19 protein-coding genes are annotated in these 18,899 nt (G+C 71.3%); 4 read left to right on the top strand and 15 right to left on the bottom strand.

Annotated elements, in window-relative coordinates:
- Positions 1-203 precede the first annotated feature (203 nt).
- Complete coding sequence (locus tag LWJ43_RS21540) at positions 204-635, top strand: Asp23/Gls24 family envelope stress response protein (RefSeq protein WP_277333857.1); 432 nt, start codon at positions 204-206, stop codon at positions 633-635.
- Between the two features lie 63 nt (positions 636-698).
- Here the strand turns inward: LWJ43_RS21540 and LWJ43_RS21545 are convergent, their stop codons facing one another.
- From LWJ43_RS21545 to LWJ43_RS21600, 12 genes are all read right to left on the bottom strand, one after another.
- Positions 699-1,109, bottom strand: a complete 411-nt coding sequence (locus LWJ43_RS21545) for a peptidase inhibitor family I36 protein (RefSeq protein ID WP_277333858.1) — start codon at positions 1,107-1,109, stop codon at positions 699-701.
- A 215-nt stretch (positions 1,110-1,324) separates the two neighbouring features.
- Positions 1,325-3,670 (bottom strand): glycoside hydrolase family 3 N-terminal domain-containing protein, encoded by a 2,346-nt coding sequence (locus LWJ43_RS21550; RefSeq protein WP_277333859.1) that lies wholly within the window; start codon positions 3,668-3,670, stop codon positions 1,325-1,327.
- A gap of 25 nt (positions 3,671-3,695) precedes the next feature.
- On the bottom strand, positions 3,696-5,630 hold the full coding sequence (locus LWJ43_RS21555; protein WP_277333860.1) for a cellulase family glycosylhydrolase: 1,935 nt from the start codon (positions 5,628-5,630) through the stop codon (positions 3,696-3,698).
- 52 nt (positions 5,631-5,682) lie between these two features.
- Complete coding sequence (locus LWJ43_RS21560; RefSeq protein ID WP_277333861.1) at positions 5,683-6,735, bottom strand: LacI family DNA-binding transcriptional regulator; 1,053 nt, start codon at positions 6,733-6,735, stop codon at positions 5,683-5,685.
- The gene (locus tag LWJ43_RS21565) at positions 6,732-7,559 is read right to left on the bottom strand and encodes a carbohydrate ABC transporter permease (protein WP_277333862.1); all 828 of its coding nucleotides are present in this window, start codon (positions 7,557-7,559) and stop codon (positions 6,732-6,734) included. Before LWJ43_RS21565 ends, LWJ43_RS21560 begins: the two co-directional genes overlap by 4 nt.
- Positions 7,560-7,573: 14 nt before the next feature.
- Positions 7,574-8,515 carry a carbohydrate ABC transporter permease gene (locus tag LWJ43_RS21570; protein WP_277333863.1) on the bottom strand — a complete coding sequence of 314 codons (942 nt, stop codon included), beginning with the start codon at positions 8,513-8,515 and terminating at the stop codon, positions 7,574-7,576.
- Positions 8,516-8,546: 31 nt separating this feature from the next.
- Positions 8,547-9,839, bottom strand: coding sequence for an ABC transporter substrate-binding protein (locus LWJ43_RS21575; protein WP_277333864.1), 1,293 nt, complete (start codon positions 9,837-9,839; stop codon positions 8,547-8,549).
- Between the two features lie 244 nt (positions 9,840-10,083).
- Entirely contained in the window at positions 10,084-10,497 is a 414-nt protein-coding gene (locus LWJ43_RS21580; RefSeq protein WP_277333865.1) for a DNA-binding protein, read from the bottom strand.
- A complete protein-coding gene (locus tag LWJ43_RS21585) occupies positions 10,479-10,763 on the bottom strand; it encodes a hypothetical protein (protein ID WP_277333866.1) in 285 nt (94 codons plus the stop codon). Before LWJ43_RS21585 ends, LWJ43_RS21580 begins: the two co-directional genes overlap by 19 nt.
- Positions 10,764-10,893: 130 nt before the next feature.
- Positions 10,894-11,532, bottom strand: coding sequence for a hypothetical protein (locus LWJ43_RS21590; RefSeq protein ID WP_277333867.1), 639 nt, complete (start codon positions 11,530-11,532; stop codon positions 10,894-10,896).
- A 33-nt stretch (positions 11,533-11,565) separates the two neighbouring features.
- Positions 11,566-11,787, bottom strand: a complete 222-nt coding sequence (locus LWJ43_RS21595) for a DUF397 domain-containing protein (protein ID WP_277333868.1) — start codon at positions 11,785-11,787, stop codon at positions 11,566-11,568.
- Positions 11,784-12,575: a helix-turn-helix domain-containing protein gene (locus LWJ43_RS21600; RefSeq protein WP_277333869.1), complete on the bottom strand. Its 792-nt coding sequence runs from the start codon at positions 12,573-12,575 to the stop codon at positions 11,784-11,786. The genes LWJ43_RS21595 and LWJ43_RS21600 overlap by 4 nt, the downstream gene beginning before the upstream one ends.
- 364 nt (positions 12,576-12,939) lie before the next feature.
- On the opposite strand from LWJ43_RS21600, the gene LWJ43_RS21605 reads away from it, so the two are divergent.
- A complete protein-coding gene (locus LWJ43_RS21605; protein WP_277333870.1) occupies positions 12,940-13,248 on the top strand; it encodes a hypothetical protein in 309 nt (102 codons plus the stop codon).
- A gap of 14 nt (positions 13,249-13,262) precedes the next feature.
- On the opposite strand, the gene LWJ43_RS21610 is transcribed toward LWJ43_RS21605, so the two are convergent.
- Positions 13,263-13,673 (bottom strand): RidA family protein, encoded by a 411-nt coding sequence (locus LWJ43_RS21610; protein ID WP_277333871.1) that lies wholly within the window; start codon positions 13,671-13,673, stop codon positions 13,263-13,265.
- Positions 13,674-13,814: 141 nt separating this feature from the next.
- On the opposite strand from LWJ43_RS21610, the gene LWJ43_RS21615 reads away from it, so the two are divergent.
- Together LWJ43_RS21615 and LWJ43_RS21620 are read left to right on the top strand one after the other, a co-directional pair.
- A complete protein-coding gene (locus tag LWJ43_RS21615) occupies positions 13,815-15,068 on the top strand; it encodes an ATP-binding protein (RefSeq protein WP_277333872.1) in 1,254 nt (417 codons plus the stop codon).
- On the top strand, positions 15,065-16,189 hold the full coding sequence (locus LWJ43_RS21620) for a tetratricopeptide repeat protein (RefSeq protein ID WP_277333873.1): 1,125 nt from the start codon (positions 15,065-15,067) through the stop codon (positions 16,187-16,189). Before LWJ43_RS21615 ends, LWJ43_RS21620 begins: the two co-directional genes overlap by 4 nt.
- Before the next feature lie 59 nt (positions 16,190-16,248).
- Here the strand turns inward: LWJ43_RS21620 and LWJ43_RS21625 are convergent, their stop codons facing one another.
- Both LWJ43_RS21625 and LWJ43_RS21630 read right to left on the bottom strand, forming a co-directional pair.
- Positions 16,249-17,169 carry a hypothetical protein gene (locus LWJ43_RS21625; protein WP_277333874.1) on the bottom strand — a complete coding sequence of 307 codons (921 nt, stop codon included), beginning with the start codon at positions 17,167-17,169 and terminating at the stop codon, positions 16,249-16,251.
- A gap of 209 nt (positions 17,170-17,378) precedes the next feature.
- Positions 17,379-18,860, bottom strand: coding sequence for a PucR family transcriptional regulator (locus tag LWJ43_RS21630; protein WP_277333875.1), 1,482 nt, complete (start codon positions 18,858-18,860; stop codon positions 17,379-17,381).
- Between the last annotated feature and the right edge of the window lie 39 nt (positions 18,861-18,899).

Below are 18,899 nucleotides of genomic sequence, written 5' to 3' on the forward strand. Positions count from 1 at the left end.
AGGTGAGGGCTGGTTCCTGACCCTCACCGGTGATTCGGATCCGGTCCGCCCCCGGATCGGTGGTGGGTCCGAAGGTGGCGGAGAGTGTCGACGCGGAGCGCTGTGTCACCCCGATGGCGGCAGGGGACGGGCGGGCGCACAGTGAAACGAGGGGCCGGTGAGAAACGGACCGGCCTGTCGTACCAACCCTCTGCGAGGCAGTCATGGCTGATATTGACGGGAACACGGGACAGGGCGGACGCGGCACGACCACCATCTCCGACAACGTCGTCTCCACCATCGCGGGCATCGCCATCCGCGACACGGACGGCGTGCACGCGGTCGGCAAAGGGGCGTCGAAGGCGCTGGGAGCCGTCACCGGCCGGGTGTCCGGGTCCTCCGCGGCGGGACGCTCCGTCAAGGTGGAGGTGGGCGAGAAGCAGACGGCGATCGACGTCGACATCAAGGTGGAGTACGGCGTGCCGATCCACGAACTCGCCGACCGGGTCAGGACCAACGTGACGGACGCGGTCGAGACCATGACCGGTCTGGACGTCGTCGAGATCAACATCAACGTCTTCGACGTCCACATTCCTGGCGACGACAGCGACGAGGACGACGACGGCGGCAGCCGGTCGTCCGCCCGCGTGCAGTGAGCCCGCGCCGGGTCCGGGCCCCGGCGCCGGCCGTCTGTCCCGTGGGCGTGGCAGGTGCGCAGCCTACTGGGGCTTGAAGGAGCGGATCTGGTAGCTCCCCTGGAGGTTGCCGCCCTGCCCGGCGAGCGTGGAACCGACGCGCGAGTTGAAGTTGGTCTGCGTGTAGTACTGCACCCGGTGCTCGGTCTTGTTCCACACCGACAGGACGTTCCGCCCCTCGCGGATGAACGAGCAGTTGTCGGCGGTGTTCCGCATCTCGCGGGCCGTCCACTGGCAGCGGGTCCCCTCGCCGTTCCAGCCGGCGAAGGCGCAGAAGTAGCCGTGCGTGCACCGGGTGAACGCGGCGGCCGGAGCGGCGGACCTGGTCTGTCCGGCGGCCGTGCGCGCGTCGGCGTCCGTGGCCGAGACGGGGCCTGTACCCAGTCCGAAGGCCAGGACGATCGCGGTGGCGGCAAGTGCGGTGATGCGGTTCACGGTGAAGACCTTTCGCTGTTCGTCGGCGGGGCGATGCCCGTGATCAAAAGCAGCGTGGCACCCCGATGACCTGCGTAGACAGGTCCGAAAGGGGGGCGCGCGAGGTCAGTGCGACGGGTGGGAACGCGCCTGTGCGCACCGGCGTGCGGCCCGCGTCCGGCGACGGAGGGCCGCGCCGCCCCGGGAACGACGCGGCGGGCGACTGCCCGCCGCCGTCACCGGCTCTCCGCGCCCGGCCGGGTCGGTCCTGCCGTCACCGTGAGCCGCGCCTCCTGGGTGCGGTGCGACGACGGGCCCGTCCCGATCGCGAACTCGGCGGGCTCCACGGCCCACTGACCTGAGTGTGTGAACGAGGCCAGGGTTCGGGCATCCACCTGGAAGGTGACATCGGTGCTCCCGCCGGGCTCCAGTTCCACCTGTGCGAAACCGCGCAGTTCGCGCACCCGTGGCCACGAGGTCCCGCCGAGCACCCGGCGTACGTAGAGCTGGACCGTCTCCCGCACCGGTCGCGTACCGGTGTTGGCGACGTGGACCACACAGCTCACCGGTGCCGGCCCGTCGAACCGGTCCACCGCCAGGGACGGAGGCGACAGCCGGGGCGCGCCGTACTCGACCGTCGTGCAGGACAGCCCGTGGCCGAAGGGATGAAGGGCCGTGGCGGGCTGGTCGACGTACCCCCGGTAGCCGTGGTCCTTCCCGTTGTAGAAGACGGGCAGTTGGGCCGCCGAGCGTGGCACGGACACGGGCAGCCGCCCCTGCGGCTGGGCCGCACCGAACAGCACGTCGGCGACCGCCCTCCCGCCCCACGGGCCCGGGTACCAGGCACTCAGCACCGCAGCCGCCTTACCGGTGAGGTCCGGCAGGGCGTGCGGACGGCCCTGGACCAGCACCACGACCACCGGGGTCCCGGTCGCGGCGACGGCGTCCACCAGGGCCGACTGAGCTGCGGGCAGGGCGAGTTCGGCGAGGTCGACGCCCTCGCCGCACGTCATCTCCACGGGGTTCCCGGAGGCGACGACGGCTGCCCCGTTGGCGTCGAAACGGGTTCCTGCCTCGCGTGCGCTCGATCCGCCGAGGACCAGCACGGCCACATCGGAGGCGGAGGCGAGCGCCACCGCCTCGGGCAGGCCCGACAGATCCCCGCCCACGAGGCCGCAGCCGCCGGCGTACGTGACGTCGGTGCCCTCCGGCGCGGCGGCCCGGATGCCGGCGAGCACACTGCTGCCCGTGCCGGGCCGTTGCGGCGCGGTGTAGTCGCCGATCTGCTGCGGCACGGAATCGGCGTTCGGCCCGATGACCGCGACGGTCCCGATACGCCGGCCCGCGAGCGGCAGCGTCACCCCGTCGTGTTCGAGGAGGGTGACGGACTGGCGGGCGATGCGCTCGCTCAGCCGCTCCGTGCGTGCCCGGTCCGGCCCCTGTGCCCCGGCCCGCCCGGCGGTGTACGGGTGCTCGAAGAGGCCGAGGCGGAACTTCAGCGCGAGGACGCGGCCCACCGCCCGGTCGAGCACGGCCTCCTCGACCAGCCCCCGCCCGACCGCCTCGCCGAGCCGGGGATAGCAGTCGTCCCACAGGCTCAGGTCGGTCCCGGCCCGCAACGCCAGCGCCCCCGCCGCCACCGGATCACCCGCCATCCGCACCAGACGGTCCACCGCGAGCCCGTCGGCCATCACCAGGCCCTCGAAGCCCCACCGCTCCCGGAGGATCCCGGTCAGCAGGTGGTGGCTCGCCGCGCACGGGACACCGTCGAACTCGTTGTACGCCGCCATGAGGCCCGCGGCCCCGGCCCGCACGCCCGCACGCGCCGCCACGAGATGGATCTCGTGCAGCTCCCGAGCGCCCAGCTCGGTCGCCGCGCTGTTCCGGCCGCCCACCGTCGCACCCTGCCCGGCGAAGTGCTTGAGCACCACGGCCGCGCGGTCCGGCCCGATGGCCTCCCCGGCCGGACCCTGCACACCGCGCACCAGCGCCTCGGTGAACCGCGCCGCCAGATACGGGTCCTCGCCGAAGCACTCCTCCGCGCGGCCCCAGCGCGGATCCCGCACCAGGTCGAGCGCCGAGACCAGCGCGACATGGCCGCCGCGCGCCCTGAGCTCGGCGGCCGCGAGACCGGCCGCCTCCTCGTACAGCTCAGGATTCCAGGTGGCGCCGACCGCGAGATTGACCGGCAGCAGCGTCCCGTCCAGCGCCTGCAGCCCGTGCGGCATCTCCTCGACCAGCAGGACCGGGATGCCGAGCCGGGTGTTCTCGACGACGTGCCGCTGCACCGCGTCGGACACCCGTGCCCCGTCCGCGGCGCCGATCCCCGTCTCCGCCGTCACACCGGACCAGGGATCGGCGCGCTGGAGGCCGTACAGCGCGCCCATCCCGTCGAAGCGCGCCACCTCCGCCCGGAACGCGTCCGTCAGCCGGTGACCCGACCCGGTGCGCTCATAGGCGTCCCAGCCGTACATCCGCTGGTTGACCTGGCCCACCTTCTCGGTGAGCGTCATCCGTGACAGAAGGTCGCGGACACGGTCGGCGACGGGCATCCCCGGATCGCGGAACAGTGGTTCGGACATCGCGGCTCCTCAAAGGGTCGGGCGGTCAGCGCAGTTCGAGCACGTGCACCCCGTACGGGGCCAGGGTCACGTCTCCCACCGGCTCCCCGCCGGTCAGTTCGCGCAGCTCCCCGTCCGCCGCCGGGCGCACGGTCAGCTCCTCGCCGGACTGGCTCACCAGCCACACGAAACGCGTGCCGTCCTCGCGGACCAGCGTGTCCGCGCTGACGTACGGGGTGTCGACGGTCACCGGCCGCGCGGCGCCCGCGAGGTCGGCCAGGGCCGCGTACAGCCGGTGGGTCTGCTCCGGATTGGCGCGCGCGGTGCGCGCCGCCATGTGCTCCAGCGGATACGTCGCCAGGACCGTGCGGCCCGCGCCCGTCTCGTACCGCAGCAGCGCCGGACGGCCGTGCGCGTCCGTCGCGACGACCCGCGCGCCGTCCGGGACGACCGGCAGATAGGCGCGGCTGTCCTCGTTGCCCGCGACCGGGAAGGTCAGCACCTCGCCCGCCGCGATCGACCCGAAGTCCTCGGCGAACGTCATCTCGAGGACGTCGTCCTCGATCGGCTCCGCCACCCCGTAGGACAGCTGGAGCTCCACCCCGAACAGCCCGTCCAGGTCGTGGAACCACGGGCCGCGGGTCGTCGGGTACTCACCCGAGCAGAACGACAGGTAGACCGTGGCCCCCTCCCTGGCCCGGCGCTCCAGGTCCCGGCGCGTGCGGGTGGTCAGCTGACGGGTCGAGGGCAGCAGGTACAGCGAGGCGTCGTCCGGCAGCCCGTCCGCCTCACGGGCGAACGCCACCGGCAGGTCGGAGCCCCGCGCCGCCACATAGCCCTGGTGCAGCGAGGTGAAGATCAGCGGACGGTCCGCGGGCCGGCTGTAGGGGTAGCCGCGCTCAAGGAACGCCGGCACGACGAGCGCGGCGTCCGCGTCGGTGCGGCGGCAGCGCGGGAAGTCGACCCGCTCCAGGACCTGCGCGAAGGAGGCCAGTTCACGCAGCGGCTCCTTGGGACGCCCCGAGCTGTCGGTGATCCCGAAGTGCATCTCGAAGGGGTGGTGGTCGTACGGCGACTGCTCCCACAGGTCGTCGTAGTCCGTGTTGTTCCACGCCATCCAGCCGGTCGCCCCGCCGAGCAGCGAGTTGTGCAGCGTCTGCCGGTAGAAGATCCCGGCGTTCGCCGCCGAGACGACGTCCGTGGAGAGCCCGAACTCCTCCAGGACGACCGGCTGACCCGTCACGGCGGCCAGCTCGCACTCGAACGCGGCCCGGTAGTGCTGGCGCGGCCGGTCCGTGTCCGACCGGTAGACGTGCGGCCCCACGAAGTCGACGTACTCGGCGGTCTCCCGCAGCGAGAAACCGTTGTCGCGGCCGGTCACCTCGATGCCCCAGGCCCCGTCGCCGAGCGACACCGGCTGGGTGCCGCCCGCCGCGCGCACGGCGTCGCACATGAACTGCGCCCAGGCGGTGACGACGTCGCTCGACGGCGGGTCCACCTGGTAGATCCGCCCGTAACCGGGCATCTCGTTGGTGATCAGCCAGCCCGTGACCGCCGGGTGGTCCTTGAAGCGGCGGGTCATCTGGGAGACGAACCACGCCTGCCTGCCGACGAGCCACACGTCCTCGTACAGATCCCGGTCACCGCGCCAGGCCGGGTCCCAGTTCTCGCCCGACATGTGGCCGACGATGAAGGTGGGAACCGTCCCCATGCCCAGCTCGTGGTGGGCGTCCAGGAAGTCGCGGAAACGGTCGCAGAGTTCCTCGTCGACGCGGCCCGGCTCCGGGTGGAAGTCCGGCCAGTAGAAGAAGGACCGGGTCATGTTCAGACCGTGCTCCCTCAGCACACCCAGCTCCTCGCGCACCGTCTTCGGCTCGTAGTTCCGCCACATCAGCGGACCACCGGTGCGGGACCAGAAGTTGGCGCCGAGCCACGGGAGGACGGCGGAGTCGTGGGTGAGCTGGGCGCTGTGGCGTCGCATGGTTCTACAGGTCCTCTTCGCTGTGCGGGGGGTGCGGTGGTGGTGCGGTGGTTCAGGTCGGAGACGGCACGGGGCCGGTCGACTCGCGTACGACCAGACGCGGACGGCCGTCCAGCTCCGGCGGGGGCACGTCCTCGCCGCACCCGGCCAGGAGGGTGCGCGCGGCGGCCGCGCCGACGCGCTGCACCTGCTGGTCGACGGTGGTCAGCCGGGGATGGACCCAGCGGCCGAGCGAGAGGTTGTCGTAGCCGACCACCGACAGGTCGTCCGGCACCCGGAGCCCGGCGCGCTGCGCCGTGCCGATGCCGCAGACGGCCATGGAGTCGTTGGGGAACACGAGGGCCGTGGGCCGGCCGGGCAGGGAGAGCAGATCCTCGGTGACGTCGACGGCCGCCCGCTCGGTGAAGTCGCTGTGCCGCACGGCGACGGGACGCAGGCCGGCCTCGGCCAGCGCCTCCTCGAAGGCGTGCAACCGCAGCCGGGTGTGCAGCAGTTCGGCCGGTCCCGCGACGTACGCGACGCGTCGGTGGCCGAGCTCCAGCAGATGACCCACCGCCTCCCGTATGCCCGCACCCTGCTGCCCGAGGCCCACCCGGGGCACCGGTGATCCGGGGTCGGGGGCGCCCAGCAGGACGGCGGGCAGCCCGAGGCCGCGCAGCAGGTCCGGACGCGGGTCGTCGGCGCGGGCGTCGGTCAGGACGGCGCCGTCTATGCGGCCCTCGGCGACGAGGCGTTCGTACAGCGCGCTCTCCTGGGCCATGTCGGCGACCAGGTGGAGCAGCAGACCGTAGCCCCGGGGGGCGAGCTCGCCCTCCAGACCGGTGATCAGCTCGCTGAAGTGCGGGTCGGCGCCCAGCACGTCGGTGGGCCGCCGGACGACGAGCGCGATCGTGCGCGTACGGGCCCGGCGCAACGCGGTCGCGGAGGCGCTGGGGGACCAGCCGAGCTCCGTGGCCGCGTCCAGGACCCGGCGGCGGGTGGCCTCCGAGATCCGGCCGGTGCCGTTGACGGCCTGGGAGACCGCCGCGGTCGACACCCCGGCCGCGGCGGCCACGGCCTTGATCGTGGGGCGCGCGGGAGCACGCCCTTCGAGACGCTTGTTCACATCTTCACCGCTCCGCTGACGAGGGCCTGCTGCATCCGCTTCTGGAGCACGGTGTAGACCACCCAGACCGGGACCAGGGTCAGCACCGTGCCCGCGGTAAGGATGCCGTAGTCCGTACCCGTCAGGGACTTGAGTGTGGGCAGGGCGACCTGCACCGTCCGCAGGTCCGGGTCGGGACCGATGATGACCAGCGAGTAGAGGTACTCGTTCCAGAAGGTCAGGAAGTTCAGCAGCAGGATCGTCGCGATGCCCGGCATGCACATCGGTGTGTAGACGTGCCTCAGGACGGCGAAGGTGGACGCCCCGTCCATGCGCGCCGCCTCCTCCATCTCGCGCGGGATGGTCCGCATGAACTGAACGAGGATGACGACGGACAGCGGCATCGCCGTCGCCGGCAGGAACAGCACCATGAACGCCCGGGTGTGGAACAGCCCGGTGGCGGCGGCGAGCAGGAAGGTGGGGAAGAGCGCGGCGAAGGTGGGGACCAGGAAGCCGAGCGAGAACACCCGCTCCACCAGGGCCCCGAGCCGGCCCTCCGTCCGCGCGATGGCGAAGGCGGCGGGTATCGCGAGCACCAGGGTCAGCACCAGCGCCAGCACGGTCACCAGCATGGAGTTGAGGATCGCCGGGCCGAGGTGCGCCGAGGAGAACGACTCGGTGAAGTTGGCGGTGGAAAGGGAGGTGGGCAGGGAGAACGGGCTCCCGAAGATCTGGTCGTTCGTCTTGAACGCCGAGACCAGCAGGTAGTAGAGGGGTACGACCAGCAGCACCATGTACAGCCAGGCGAAGATGTGCGCCGGCAGCCAGGACCTTCCGAACTTCATGGGACCTGCTCCGATCAGTAGTTCTGGCGGAAGACGCGGCGGATGGTGAGCAGCCCGGCCAGACCCACCAGGAAGAGGACCACTCCGACGGTCTGGCTGTAGCCGAGGTCGGCCGCGATGAACGCCTTCTGGTACACGAGGAAGGACAACGTCGTCGACGAGCTCCCCGGGCCGCCCTGGGTCAGCAGCAGGACGTTCTGCGCGGAGCCGAAGAGCGTCCAGAGGAACTGGAGCATTGTTACGACACCGACGAAGTCCCGGATGACGGGGAAGTGGATGCGCCACATGGCGCGCCAGTGACCGGCGCCGTCGAGCTGCGCGGCCTCACCGATCTCGTCCGGGACACTGCCCAGCCGGGCCGCGAACAGCACGGCGGTGAATCCGATGCCGCTCCACACGTCCAGGAGGATGAGGGAGGCGAGCGCGGTGGAGGGCGACGCGAGCCAGGCGTCGGTCATCGAGCCGAGGCCCACCTTGTCCAGCGCGCCGTTGAGCAGGCCGTCCGGCGACAGGACCGCGTAGAACACCATGGCCTTGGCGGGGGTGGAGATCAGCCCGGGGATGAAGAGCAGGTACCGCAGGACGCGGTGTCCCGGCGGCTTCTGCGCGACGTAGTACCCGAGCATGTACGCGCCGACGATCATCAGCGGCACGGCCACGACGAGTTGCACGGCGGTGTTCCGCACCGCGTCCCAGAAGACCGGGTCGTCCAGGACCGCGCTGATGTTGCCGGTGCCGGCGAACGAGACCGGCTGGAGCATGCCCGGCCAGTGCAGGGCCGCGATGACGAAGATGGCGACCAGCGGGCCGACCATGAAGACCAGGTACCAGACCAGCGCGGGCACGGCGAGGATGACCCCGCCCTGCGTACGGCGCTTGGTGACGGAGGCGGACGGCGGGGGAGTGACCGGTCCGCGGACCGAGGCGCCGCCCGGGGCGGACGAGAGCATCGTCATAGGAGGACTCGCAAAGGCTCGGGCGCGCGGATCAGGCCGTGCGGTAGGCGGATTCCAGGGCGGAGCGCACGGAGGCCGCGCTCGTCCCCCGGGTGAAGGCGGTGCTGGTCGCGGTGATCAGCGGCTGGGTCGCGGTCGGCGGGACGTAGAGGTCGGGCAGGAGCGCCTGGCCGACCCGGTCGCCGAGCTGCTGGGCCTCGGCCACCAGCGGGAAGTCCTTGCTGACCGTGTCGGTCACCAGCGCCATGTCACGGCCGCTCTCGGTGATGAAGCGCGACACGATCTCGGGGCGGTACATGAAGCGGATGAACTTCTCGACCGAGGAGAGCTTCTTGACGCCGTTGGGGCTGATCCAGAAGCCGATGAGGGTGAACGAGCGCAGGATGGTCGGCTTCTCGTGGGCGGCGCCCGGTGCGAGCGGCCAGCCGCCGATCTCGGTGTGCCCGGCAGCCTTCGCCGGGACCTTGGCCAGGGCGGAGGACATCGCGGACTGGATGGCCGCCGCCTCCGTGTTGTACTGCGTGGTCATCGAGTCGGAGGTCAGCCCCTGCGCCTTGTCGGCGAAGACGCCCGCGTCCCGGAGCGTCACGAAGTAGTCGATGCCCGCGCGGGCGCCCCGGCTCCCGCTGAAGTCCCCGGTCGTGTAGACCTGCCGGGCCTCCTCCGGGGTGAGGAAGGTCTGGATGATCTGGGCGAGCAGCTTCTGCCCCGTCCAGTCGTTGCCGCCGACGGTCACCGGTGCGATGCCCTTGGCCCGCAGCTTCCGCGCGGCACCGATGAGCTGGTCCCCGGTGGTGGGGATCGCGCCGACACCGGCGCGGTCGAGCAGGTGGGTGTTGAAGGCGACCGGCCAGTTGGCGGCGAAGTAGGGGAAGGCGCGGATCCGGCCCTCGTCGTCGGTCCACTCGGTGAGCGCGGCGGGCAGGACGCGCTCGCGCAGGCCCCAGTCGTCGAGGTAGCCCTTGACGTCGACGGTGGCGCCGACGTCGGTCCAGGCGAGCGTCTTGTCGTACAGGTTGACCATGACCACGTCCGGCTCCTTACGGGCCAGCCGCGAGGTCTCGTAGACCTGGGGGAGGTCGTCGCCGTTGACGAGGTTCTTCACCCGGAGACCCGGGTTCTCCTTCTCGAAGTCCTTCACGGCGGCGGTGTACGTGGGCGAGCCCGGCGCGGTCGTGCCGAGCTGGGTGTGGACGACGAGCGTGCCGGGGTCGGAATCGGCCGAGGCGAGCGTGGAACAGCCGGACATTGCGGGCAGCGCGGTAGCGGCGGCGAGGCCGGAACCAGCGGCAAGGAAACCGCGCCGACTCAGGGGTGAGCGCACAGCGGGATGTCTCCAACCAGGACGTTAACCGGAGTGGTTAATCGATGTACCAGCGGGTTGCGAGAAACTTAGGGGTGGGGGGAGGAATGGTCAACCCCCGGTTGCGCATGCTGGAAGAGCCGACATTTCGGGCGGGCTGTGCCGGTCGTGTCGTGCGGGCTCGGCCGGGCCGTGTTCTGTGTGCTGCGGGCCTGGTCGGCTGCGCTCCGTCCGATGCGGGCCCGATCGGGGCGTGGTGAGCGGTTCAGACGGCCACGAGGCGTACGCGGTCCCCGCAGAGCTTCGCCATGTCGTCGAGGTCCGAGGTCAGTATCACGACGGGGCGTTGCTGTCGCAGTGCCAGGTCGGCGACCACGGCGTCGATGGCGTACTTGTGGCCGTGAAGGCCGGTGTTCAGCAAAAGCGCCGAGGCCGCCTTGGCCTCCTCGTCACCGATGTGCGCGATGCGCATCCCCGACAGGGCCCAGGCGAGTCGTGCCTTGTCGGTCCTCCGGTGCGTGGCTTCGACGGTCGTCAAGGCGCTGATGACGACTTCCATCCCCCGGCGTCGGGCTTCGGCGACAAGAGCCACCACCGGCTCCCGGTCGTCGACGAAAGCCGAAAGTCCCTCGCTGTCCAGCACCAGGGTGCCGTCGTGGGTCAACTTGCGGCGGGCCACTGCCCCTCCTCGGCGAACGCCTCGTCGAAGACCTGGCGGGCGCGCGCCTGTTCCTGCTCGGAGACGTGGCCGTGCCGGCGTTCGTAGTCGGCCAGGTACTCGTCGAGAATCTGACCGCGTAGCTCCCGCTCCACCGCCGCCGCGACGAAGGCGGAGAACTCGCGTTTCCCCACCCGCTTGCGGATGGCCTCGGCAGTGCCCTCGGGGAGTGAGAGGCTCACCCTTGTCGCAGGGCCCTCGCCGATCTGGTACGAGTCATCGCTCACCCCCGTAGATTATCAAATGAGTGTGAAAGGGCTCGGCCGTGTGCGTCCTGAGGGTGACGCGGCCGGTGACTCCTGCCTCGGCACCCACCCCTTGCGCGGGCTGGAACCGGCCGGTTTCCCGGGGGCCTGGTCAGCCTCCGGCGGCCGGCCGCCCTACGGTGTCCTGCGCACCGACGGACGCGAGCACCGACTCGGCCAGATCGGCGACCGCGTGCCCCGCGCCCGTGTCGATGCGGTCCAGGCCCAGTCCGTCGACGGCGTCGATCATGAGCCTCTGGTAGCGCTCCGTCCTGGCCAGGAACGCGTCCATCAGGAGCTGTTCCCGCGTCGTCGCGGTGTCGTAGTGCCCGGTGGCGTGCACCCGTGCGCGCAGAACCGTGACGTCGGCGGTGAGCCATACGGCGGCCGTGTGCCGGACCTTCAGCCCGGCGACGGGCACCGGCCGAAGCGCCGAGCCCTCCAGGACCAGGCCCGTCCCGGCGCCGCCACCGGTGGCGGTGGTCGTGATCAGCTCCTCGATGCGGGGCCACAGCCGCTCGTAGTGGTCGAGGACGGACCGGATCAGCTCGTCGACCGTGAGGGTCCCGTAGTGCTCGGCGACGTGCGCCGGCACCTCCCGCTCCGGCGTCCGCCAGGGCCTGCCCGGGTGCCGGGCCAGGCTGTCGGTCGACAGGCAGTCGAAGCCGAGCCTGTCCGCCACTGCCTGGGCGACGGCCGACTTCCCGACGTTCGACGTGCCCCCGATCAGGACCACTCGCACACCATGCATGCCCGCGACCCTAGCCGGGGCGGGGCGCGCGGCTCAGGCGGAGAGGCCCCCGGCCTTGACGGCGGCGACGAAGGACGACCAGCCTGCGGCCGGTATCAACAGGGCCGGCCCCTGCGGCGACTTGGAGTCGCGGACGGGTACACCGGAGGGGTAGCCGTCCAGGACCTCCAGGCAGCTGCCGCCTTCGCTGTTGCTGTAGGAGGACTTACGCCAGCCGGCCTGCTCGGAGATGTTCGGGATGATTCGGTCGGTCATCGGCTTCCGTAATCCTTCGCTGTCGTCCTCAGCAGGGCCAGCGACTCCTTCAGGGGCAGAGCGTCGCTCAGGGCGAGAGCGTAGCGGCTCTGCAACTCCTGAACCACGGACGGGGAATCGTGCACCCTTCCCATGCGCAAGCCCTCGCTGTACGCAACAGGAGGCTGATCCTCGAAGGTCATCAGGGTGAGCATGCCGTCCATCAGAGGGTGGAACCCCAGGGTGAACGGCATCACGTGTACACGCACGCGCCCCGCCTGCACCAACTCGACCAGATGCAGAATCTGCTTCGCCATGACATCAGGCCCGCCCACCGACCTGCGCAGTACGGCTTCGTCGAGCAGTACCCAAACTGCCGGATTCGACGGATTGTCGAGCACTCCTGCCCGCTCGAGCCGTGTGACAACGAGCCTGTCACATTCCTCTTCACTCACCGGAGGGAAGGAGGTGCCGAGGATCGCACGCGCGTACCTTTCCGTCTGGAGGATGCCTGGAATGTATGACAGCGCGAACTCGCGGATCGTCAGTGCCTGTTGTTCGAGCACAAGGGCCGCTTCGAAGTAGTCGGCGACCGCAGCGTCGTCGTCCGGCAGGAAGCTGCTCAGTACGTTTCCGGTGTTCAGCGCCGTGTCCAGCCGGCGTGCGTCCTCTTTCGACGGCACGCGACGCCCCGCCTCGATGTGCGCAATGTGCGAACGGGTCATCACCGCCGCGTCCGCCAGTTCCTGCTGGGTGAGCCCGGCCGCCCGACGCGTTTCCTTGAGCCATTCCCCATAGGTGTTACTCAACGTCGACTCCCATGTGACGAATGATTTGTCACCAACGACCCCCTGGCGAGCCTAGTCCCGGTCGTCCCACTCTGTGAACGGATCGCTACTCAGCGACAGATGGCCAGGTCCCGGCCCCAGGGCACGACCACGCGGCCATCACCCACCCATGCGACGGAGTCGACGACGTGCTGCACTGCGCCATCCGCATCCTCGAGACGCTGCTGCGTCTCCTTCAACCGGTCCCGCCGGTCCCGGCGGACTTCCGGATGCCTTCTCCTGCCGGGCCTGTGTCGTCCGAGTCGTTGCCGGAGCGGCCGCTATGGCTCGCCATGTACGGCATCGACATCAGGCACTGCCCGAGGTGCGGCATGGGGCGGATCGTATGACCGGTCGGATCCCCGACGCGGCACGACTGCTGCCGTGGGCCGGCCCGGAGGGCAAGCCCTGCTATGTCATCGGCGACGGGACGGGGCACCTCTCCCGGATCGCGAACGACATCGAGAGCGTCCAGCTCGCCATGGCTGCCGAATTGCTCGACCATGCGGCCGACATGCTCGACGACCGGCAGGTGACCGCAGCGCAACTCCGTTACGTGGTGGCGCGCCTGGCCGAGTCGCTGCACGACGTGCACCGGATCGCCCGGAGCCGGGGTGAACGACTCGCGGCTCCGAGTGCCGGCCCCCAGGGCTGAGCGGGCGACCGCTCTCAGGCGTCGAGTACCGCTGCGACCGCTTCGATCTCCACGAGCTGGTCGTGGTACCCGAGGACCGTGACGCCCAGCAGTGTGCTCGGGGCGTCGTGGTCGCCGAAGCCTGACCGGACCACGCCCCAGGCGGTCACCAGGTCCTCCTGCCGCGAGGACGCGACGAGTACCCGCGTACTGATGACGTCCTCCAGCGAGGCGCCCGCGTCGGCGAGGGCGGTGCGCATGTTCTCGAACGCCTTCTCCGCCTGGCCCGCGTAGTCGCCCACCGCTGCCGTCGAACCGTCCTCGTTCAGCGGGCATGCGCCGGCGAGGAAGATCAGCCGGGCGTCGGCGGGGGCGGTGGCGGCGTAGGCGTACTCGGCCACGTCGGACAATGAGGCGGATCTGATGAGTGTGACGGCGCGGGGCATGGGTGTTCCGACCTTCGAAGAGGGGAGCGAGGGGCGCTCCATCCTCACAGGGCGCAGCCGTCACCGCCTCGTTTTTTCACGCCCGTTGGCCAGGGGCGGGCCTCTTCAGAGGGTGGCCGCGGCGACGTTAGTCTGAGGATCATGCCGGACGACTCCCCTCTCATACAGAGCCTGCGTGCCGCGGTTTCCGCCGTACCCGCCGATGTGCCCCTGCGACTGCACCTGGCCCAGCTCCTGCTGGAGGAGGGACGGTCCGATGACGCCGTTGCCGAGGCGGCCGTGGCCCTGCAGCACGTACCGGGCGACGCCCGGGCTCGGGCCCTGATGGCGCAGGCGATGGGCGCGGCGCCGCCGTCGCCGGCGGATCCCCCGCAGTCCGAGCAACGCCCGAGCCCGCGTGCCGGGTTCGACTGGAAGACCGCCGCGGAACAGGTCGGGGACGCCGTGCCGCCGCGGTTCGCCGAGACGCCCGCCCGCGCGGACGGGCAGGACGATTCCGCGGAGGCTGGCGCGTGGGACGTGGAGGAACCCGGCACCGTGCGACTGGCCGACGTCGGTGGCATGCAGGACGTCAAGGACCGTCTGGAGGCAGCCTTCCTCGCGCCTCTGCGCAACCCCGAGCTGCGCAAGCTGTACGGCAAGAGCCTTCGTGGCGGGCTGCTGCTGTACGGGCCGCCCGGCTGCGGCAAGACGTTCGTGGCGCGGGCAGTGGCCGGTGAGTTGGGCGCCGCCTTCCTCTCCGTGTCGGTGAACGACGTCCTCGACATGTGGATGGGCAACTCCGAACGCAACATGCACGAGATCTTCGAGACCGCCCGCCGCCAGGCGCCCTGCGTGGTCTTCCTGGACGAGCTGGACGCGCTCGGTGCCAAGCGCAGTCGTACCGCGCACAGCGGCATGCGCAACACGGTCAACCAACTGCTCAGCGAGTTGGACGGCATCGATTCGGCAGCGAACGAGGGCGTGTTCGTGCTGGCCGCCACCAACGTGCCCTGGGACGTGGACAACGCCCTGCGCCGCCCCGGACGCCTGGACCGGACGATCCTCGTCCTGCCGCCCGACAGAACCGCCCGGGAGGCGATCCTCCGCCACCACCTGCGGGAGAGGCCGATCGAGAACATCGACCTGAGCAAGCTGGCCAAGATCACCGACGGTCTGTCCGGCGCGGACCTGGCCCATCTCTGCGAGGCGGCGGCCGAGCGGGCACTGCTGGACTCGGTGCGCACCGGCACCGTACGCATGATCGGCATGAAGGACCTGCTGGCCGCGGCCGACGACGTGGTTCCGTCCGCGGAACCGTGGTTCGCCTCCGCACGCAACGTGGCGATGTTCGCCAACGAGGGCGGGATGTACGACGACCTGGTGGCCTACCTGAAGAAGAGGCGCAAGCTGTGACCGCGACCCTGCACCCCGCCGTGGAGCGGGCCGACCTGCTCATCGACCTGAAGCGGTACGAAGAGGCCAGGGAGCTGCTGACCCAGAGGCTCGCGGAGGACCCCGAGGACATCCGGGCCTGGGTCAAGCTGGCCCGCAGCCATCTCTGGGACGAGAAGGGCGGCGCGAAGGCACTGGAAGCCACCGAGCGGGCACTGGCCCTGAACGCCGAGGACACCGGGGCGCTCACGATTCACGCCCATGCCCTGCGGGCGTCGGGCCGCTTCCTGGAGACCGAGGGCGTGCTGCGCGACGTGATCCGGCTGGCCCCCGACCACTGGCACGGCTACGCGCTGCTTGCCAACTGGCTGTGGCGCATCAAGCTGATCCACTCCGGACAGGCCAACGGCGGCCAGGCACGGCGCGAGGACATGGAGGTCGGCCTGCGCGAGTCCGACGCACTCGTCCGGGAGGCCATCCGGCTGGGCCCCGAGGAGGCGTACGCCTACGAGGTGGCGTTGCTGATCGCCGACATGCTGGGCGACCGGGCAGCCGCTGACCAGTGGGAGCTGGTTCTCCTCCGGATCGACCCGCAGCATGAGGACGCCCTGACCCGGCAGGCGAAGAAGGCGGCGGCCGCCCCCGGCGTCATGGCGAAGGAGGCCGCCACCCTCTACGCCGACGCGCTGGCCTCCGCCCCCGGCTCGGAGCTGATGCAGCGCGGCCTGGACGACGCCTCCTACCGCCTGCTGCGCGGCGTCCGCTGGCTGGCTCTGCTCTGCCTGGTTTTCGCAGCCGTGGGTATCGACCTGTTCGAGACGGAGGGGGAGACCCAGCGGGAGCTGCCGCTCGTGCTCGGCCAGCGGCTGTGGGACCTCGTCCCCATGGCCGTCGTCTGGGTCCTGGGCGCACTGCTGCGCTACCGCCGCCTGCGCGCCGGTGTCCAGGTCAACCTGCGCTCGATCATCCGGCGACGCACGTGGCCCCGCATCGTCCTGGGCCAAGCGGCGTGGGTCATGCTCTGTGCGCTGTTGATCACCCAGATACCTTGGACGGAGCGCACGGTTCCGCTCGTACTGTTCTGGGCCGGCCTGGTGCCGACGGTGGCGACGATGTGGTTCGACCGGAGGAAGACCGGCTGAGCCGGACGGTAGCCCGAGGGGCCCCGGTGACCGCACGACTTCGCTCACACAGCCCGGGTTCAACTGTCCCGTCGTCCCGCCCGCCTGGTGAAGCGCCGTATCCCCCTTCGGGTGGGCGCGAGAGGCGTGTCCTCGGGGGCGACGACATGGTTCGGTGCCGCGGTCAGTGCTGCTGCCGCCGCAGGGGTGGGGGCCGGGGTCTCCGCGTACGGGCTGCCCCGTTCGATCCGGCTCCGGACGGCCTGGGCCATGGCGTGGTGGGACGGTTCCCGCAGCAGACCCTCCGCAGACAACTTCTCCCACATGTGGAGCAGTTCCTGCCCCCTGGTCGCCACCTGAGCCTGGTCCTGGAGCCGCTGCCACGCCGCGGTGGCACGGGCCACCTCGGGCACGGCCCGGTGCAGATCGCTGCCGCAGCGGATGCGCGCGACGGTCAACGCGAGTCCTGTGGAGGTCGAGTAGTCGCCGCGACGATAGGCGATGTACGCCTCGATCGCCCTGGCCTCCAGTGACAGTTCGTCCTCCGCGCCCCGGCGCAGCGTCAGATGCTCCCGCAGAGCGCCGGCGAGGACGAACGCGGCGTGCAGTTCCTCACGCTGAGCGTGCTGGATGATCCGCTCGACGCGGGCGAGCGGAGGAAACGCCTTCTCCTCGGCGGTGGTTCGCTCACGCCCGGGCGGCAGGTCCTCCTCCTCGCCGATGGTCCGACTGGAGCCGTCGGGATGCACCCGGAGCCGCGCCACCTGCCGCACGCTGCGGTCGATGACGGTCGCCGCCACCGGAGTCCCCAGGGTGCGGGCGAACATGGCCACTGCGTCGAGAATCGCCTCGTTGGGCGGGCGTGTGCCGCCCATCGTCAGGAGGTGGCCGTTGACCACCGTCGACCCGTCCTCCGCCACGTAGGCGTCGAGCCGGATGAGTGGCTGTGCGCTGAGGGCGGGGAGGTTCCCCGTGTCACGGGGCGTCAACGAGTGGGACATCCGCTCAGACACCGGACCGGAGCACACCGAGGGCGGCTGTGGAACAAGGCGATGCAGTCGCTTGTCCGGGCCACGGAACGTGGACCATATGGTTCGCCTCCGAGGTACGTGCCCGCGTGCGTGACGTCATTCTAATAGATGATCAGGTCAACGGTCCGGGCGGATGCCAGGCCGGTCCGGGTGGGACCGCTCGGCACGCGTCCGGCCGGTCAGCTCTGCCGCAGCGCGAACCACAGCTCCGTCCGTACGTCCATGTCGTCCAGGTCCGTGTCCAGCAGTGCCGCGCACCGGGCGATGCGCTGGCGGACCGTGTTGCGGTGGACCTTGAGCGCGACCGACGTGCGGTCCCAGCTGCCGTGGAGGCTCAGCCAGCAGCGCAGGGTCTCGGCCAGGGGGTCGGTGAGCGGGGCCAGCAGGGCGCGGGCGTGGGCCTCGGCGCGGTCGGCCGGGACCAGTGCGGCCAGGCCTCCGGCGCCGGGACGGTGCGTGGCGAGGGGAGTGCGGGTCGCCTCGGCGTGGCCCAGGGCGCGGGACGCCTGGATGTCGGCGTCGGGCAGGGCGGTGACCGGGGCGGGGCCGGAGACGCCGAGGGTCCAGCCGGGCTGGGCGGCCACCGCCCCGTGACGGCCGGGGAGCAGGACGCGTACGGTGTCGCGGTCCACCTCCGACAACGCCGAACCCAGCGCCGTGCCGAGGGCCCCGGCGTTCAGCGCGTCGGCCGCCGATCCGTCGGTCCGCCGGGCATGGACCACCCTCCAGTCGTCGCCGTCCCCGTCGCCCAGTAGTGGGGCCACGTCCTGCGGGGCCGCGCCCAGCAGGAGACGTACGAGTGCGGCCGAACGGCCCGCCGCGTCGGCGCCCTGGTGCGGGGCGGTGAGCAGGGACAGCAGCACCACGGCGATCCCCGCGACGGTGTGGTCACCGGAGTCGCGGCGGGGCGTCGCCAGGGCGAGGACCAGTCCCTGGCCTCCGCCGAGGGCGTAGGCGAACAGATGGGTGTCGCCCCGGGTGTCGGTCGCGGACGACGGGCTCGGTTTCCGGGAGGGGGAGGAGGGCGTCCCGGGCAGGGCTGCCGGTGCCACGACCCGGGCCAGCCGGGCCAGTGCCGCCCGCACGTCCGGGGCCGGGTGCCCGCCCGCCGCGTGCAGCACCCCGCCGTCCGCCGTGAGGAGCGCGACCCGGCCCTCCAACTGCACGGCGAGCTGCCGCAGCACCGCCGGTACCGGATCGGGGCGGGCCGCCGCCGTCGCCAGGGCCTGCTGCGCCCGGGTCACCCGGCGCAGCTCGCGGTGCCGCGCCTCCGCCATGAGCCGCCAGACCGCCCGGGCGATCGCGGTGAAGCGGGTCTCGGGCGGCACCTCGACCAGGGGCAGGCCGTGGTGCTCGCACGCCTCCACCAGGGCGGCCGGCACCGTGTCGTGCACCGGGGCCACCCCGAAGCCGAGCGCCGAGGCCCCCGCCTGGACGAGCCGGGCGACGTAGGTGTCCGCGTCCGCCAGCTGTACCCCTGCCGTCAGCAGTAGTTCACCGCCGAGCAGGTACGGATACGGGTCGGCCATCTCCGAGGTGTGCACCCACAGCAGGTCCGCGTGTGCCGGGCCGGCGATGAGGCGCAGGCCGAGTTCCTCCCGGGCCAGCAGTTCGGCCAGCGGGATGGGAGGGGTGGGGGGCCCGGCGGGGGAGTCCGGCATGGATGTTCCATCCACTCATGGGGTCGAGGATGGAGGAAA

This window comes from Streptomyces sp. JH34 (assembly GCF_029428875.1).
Lineage (GTDB): Bacteria > Actinomycetota > Actinomycetes > Streptomycetales > Streptomycetaceae > Streptomyces.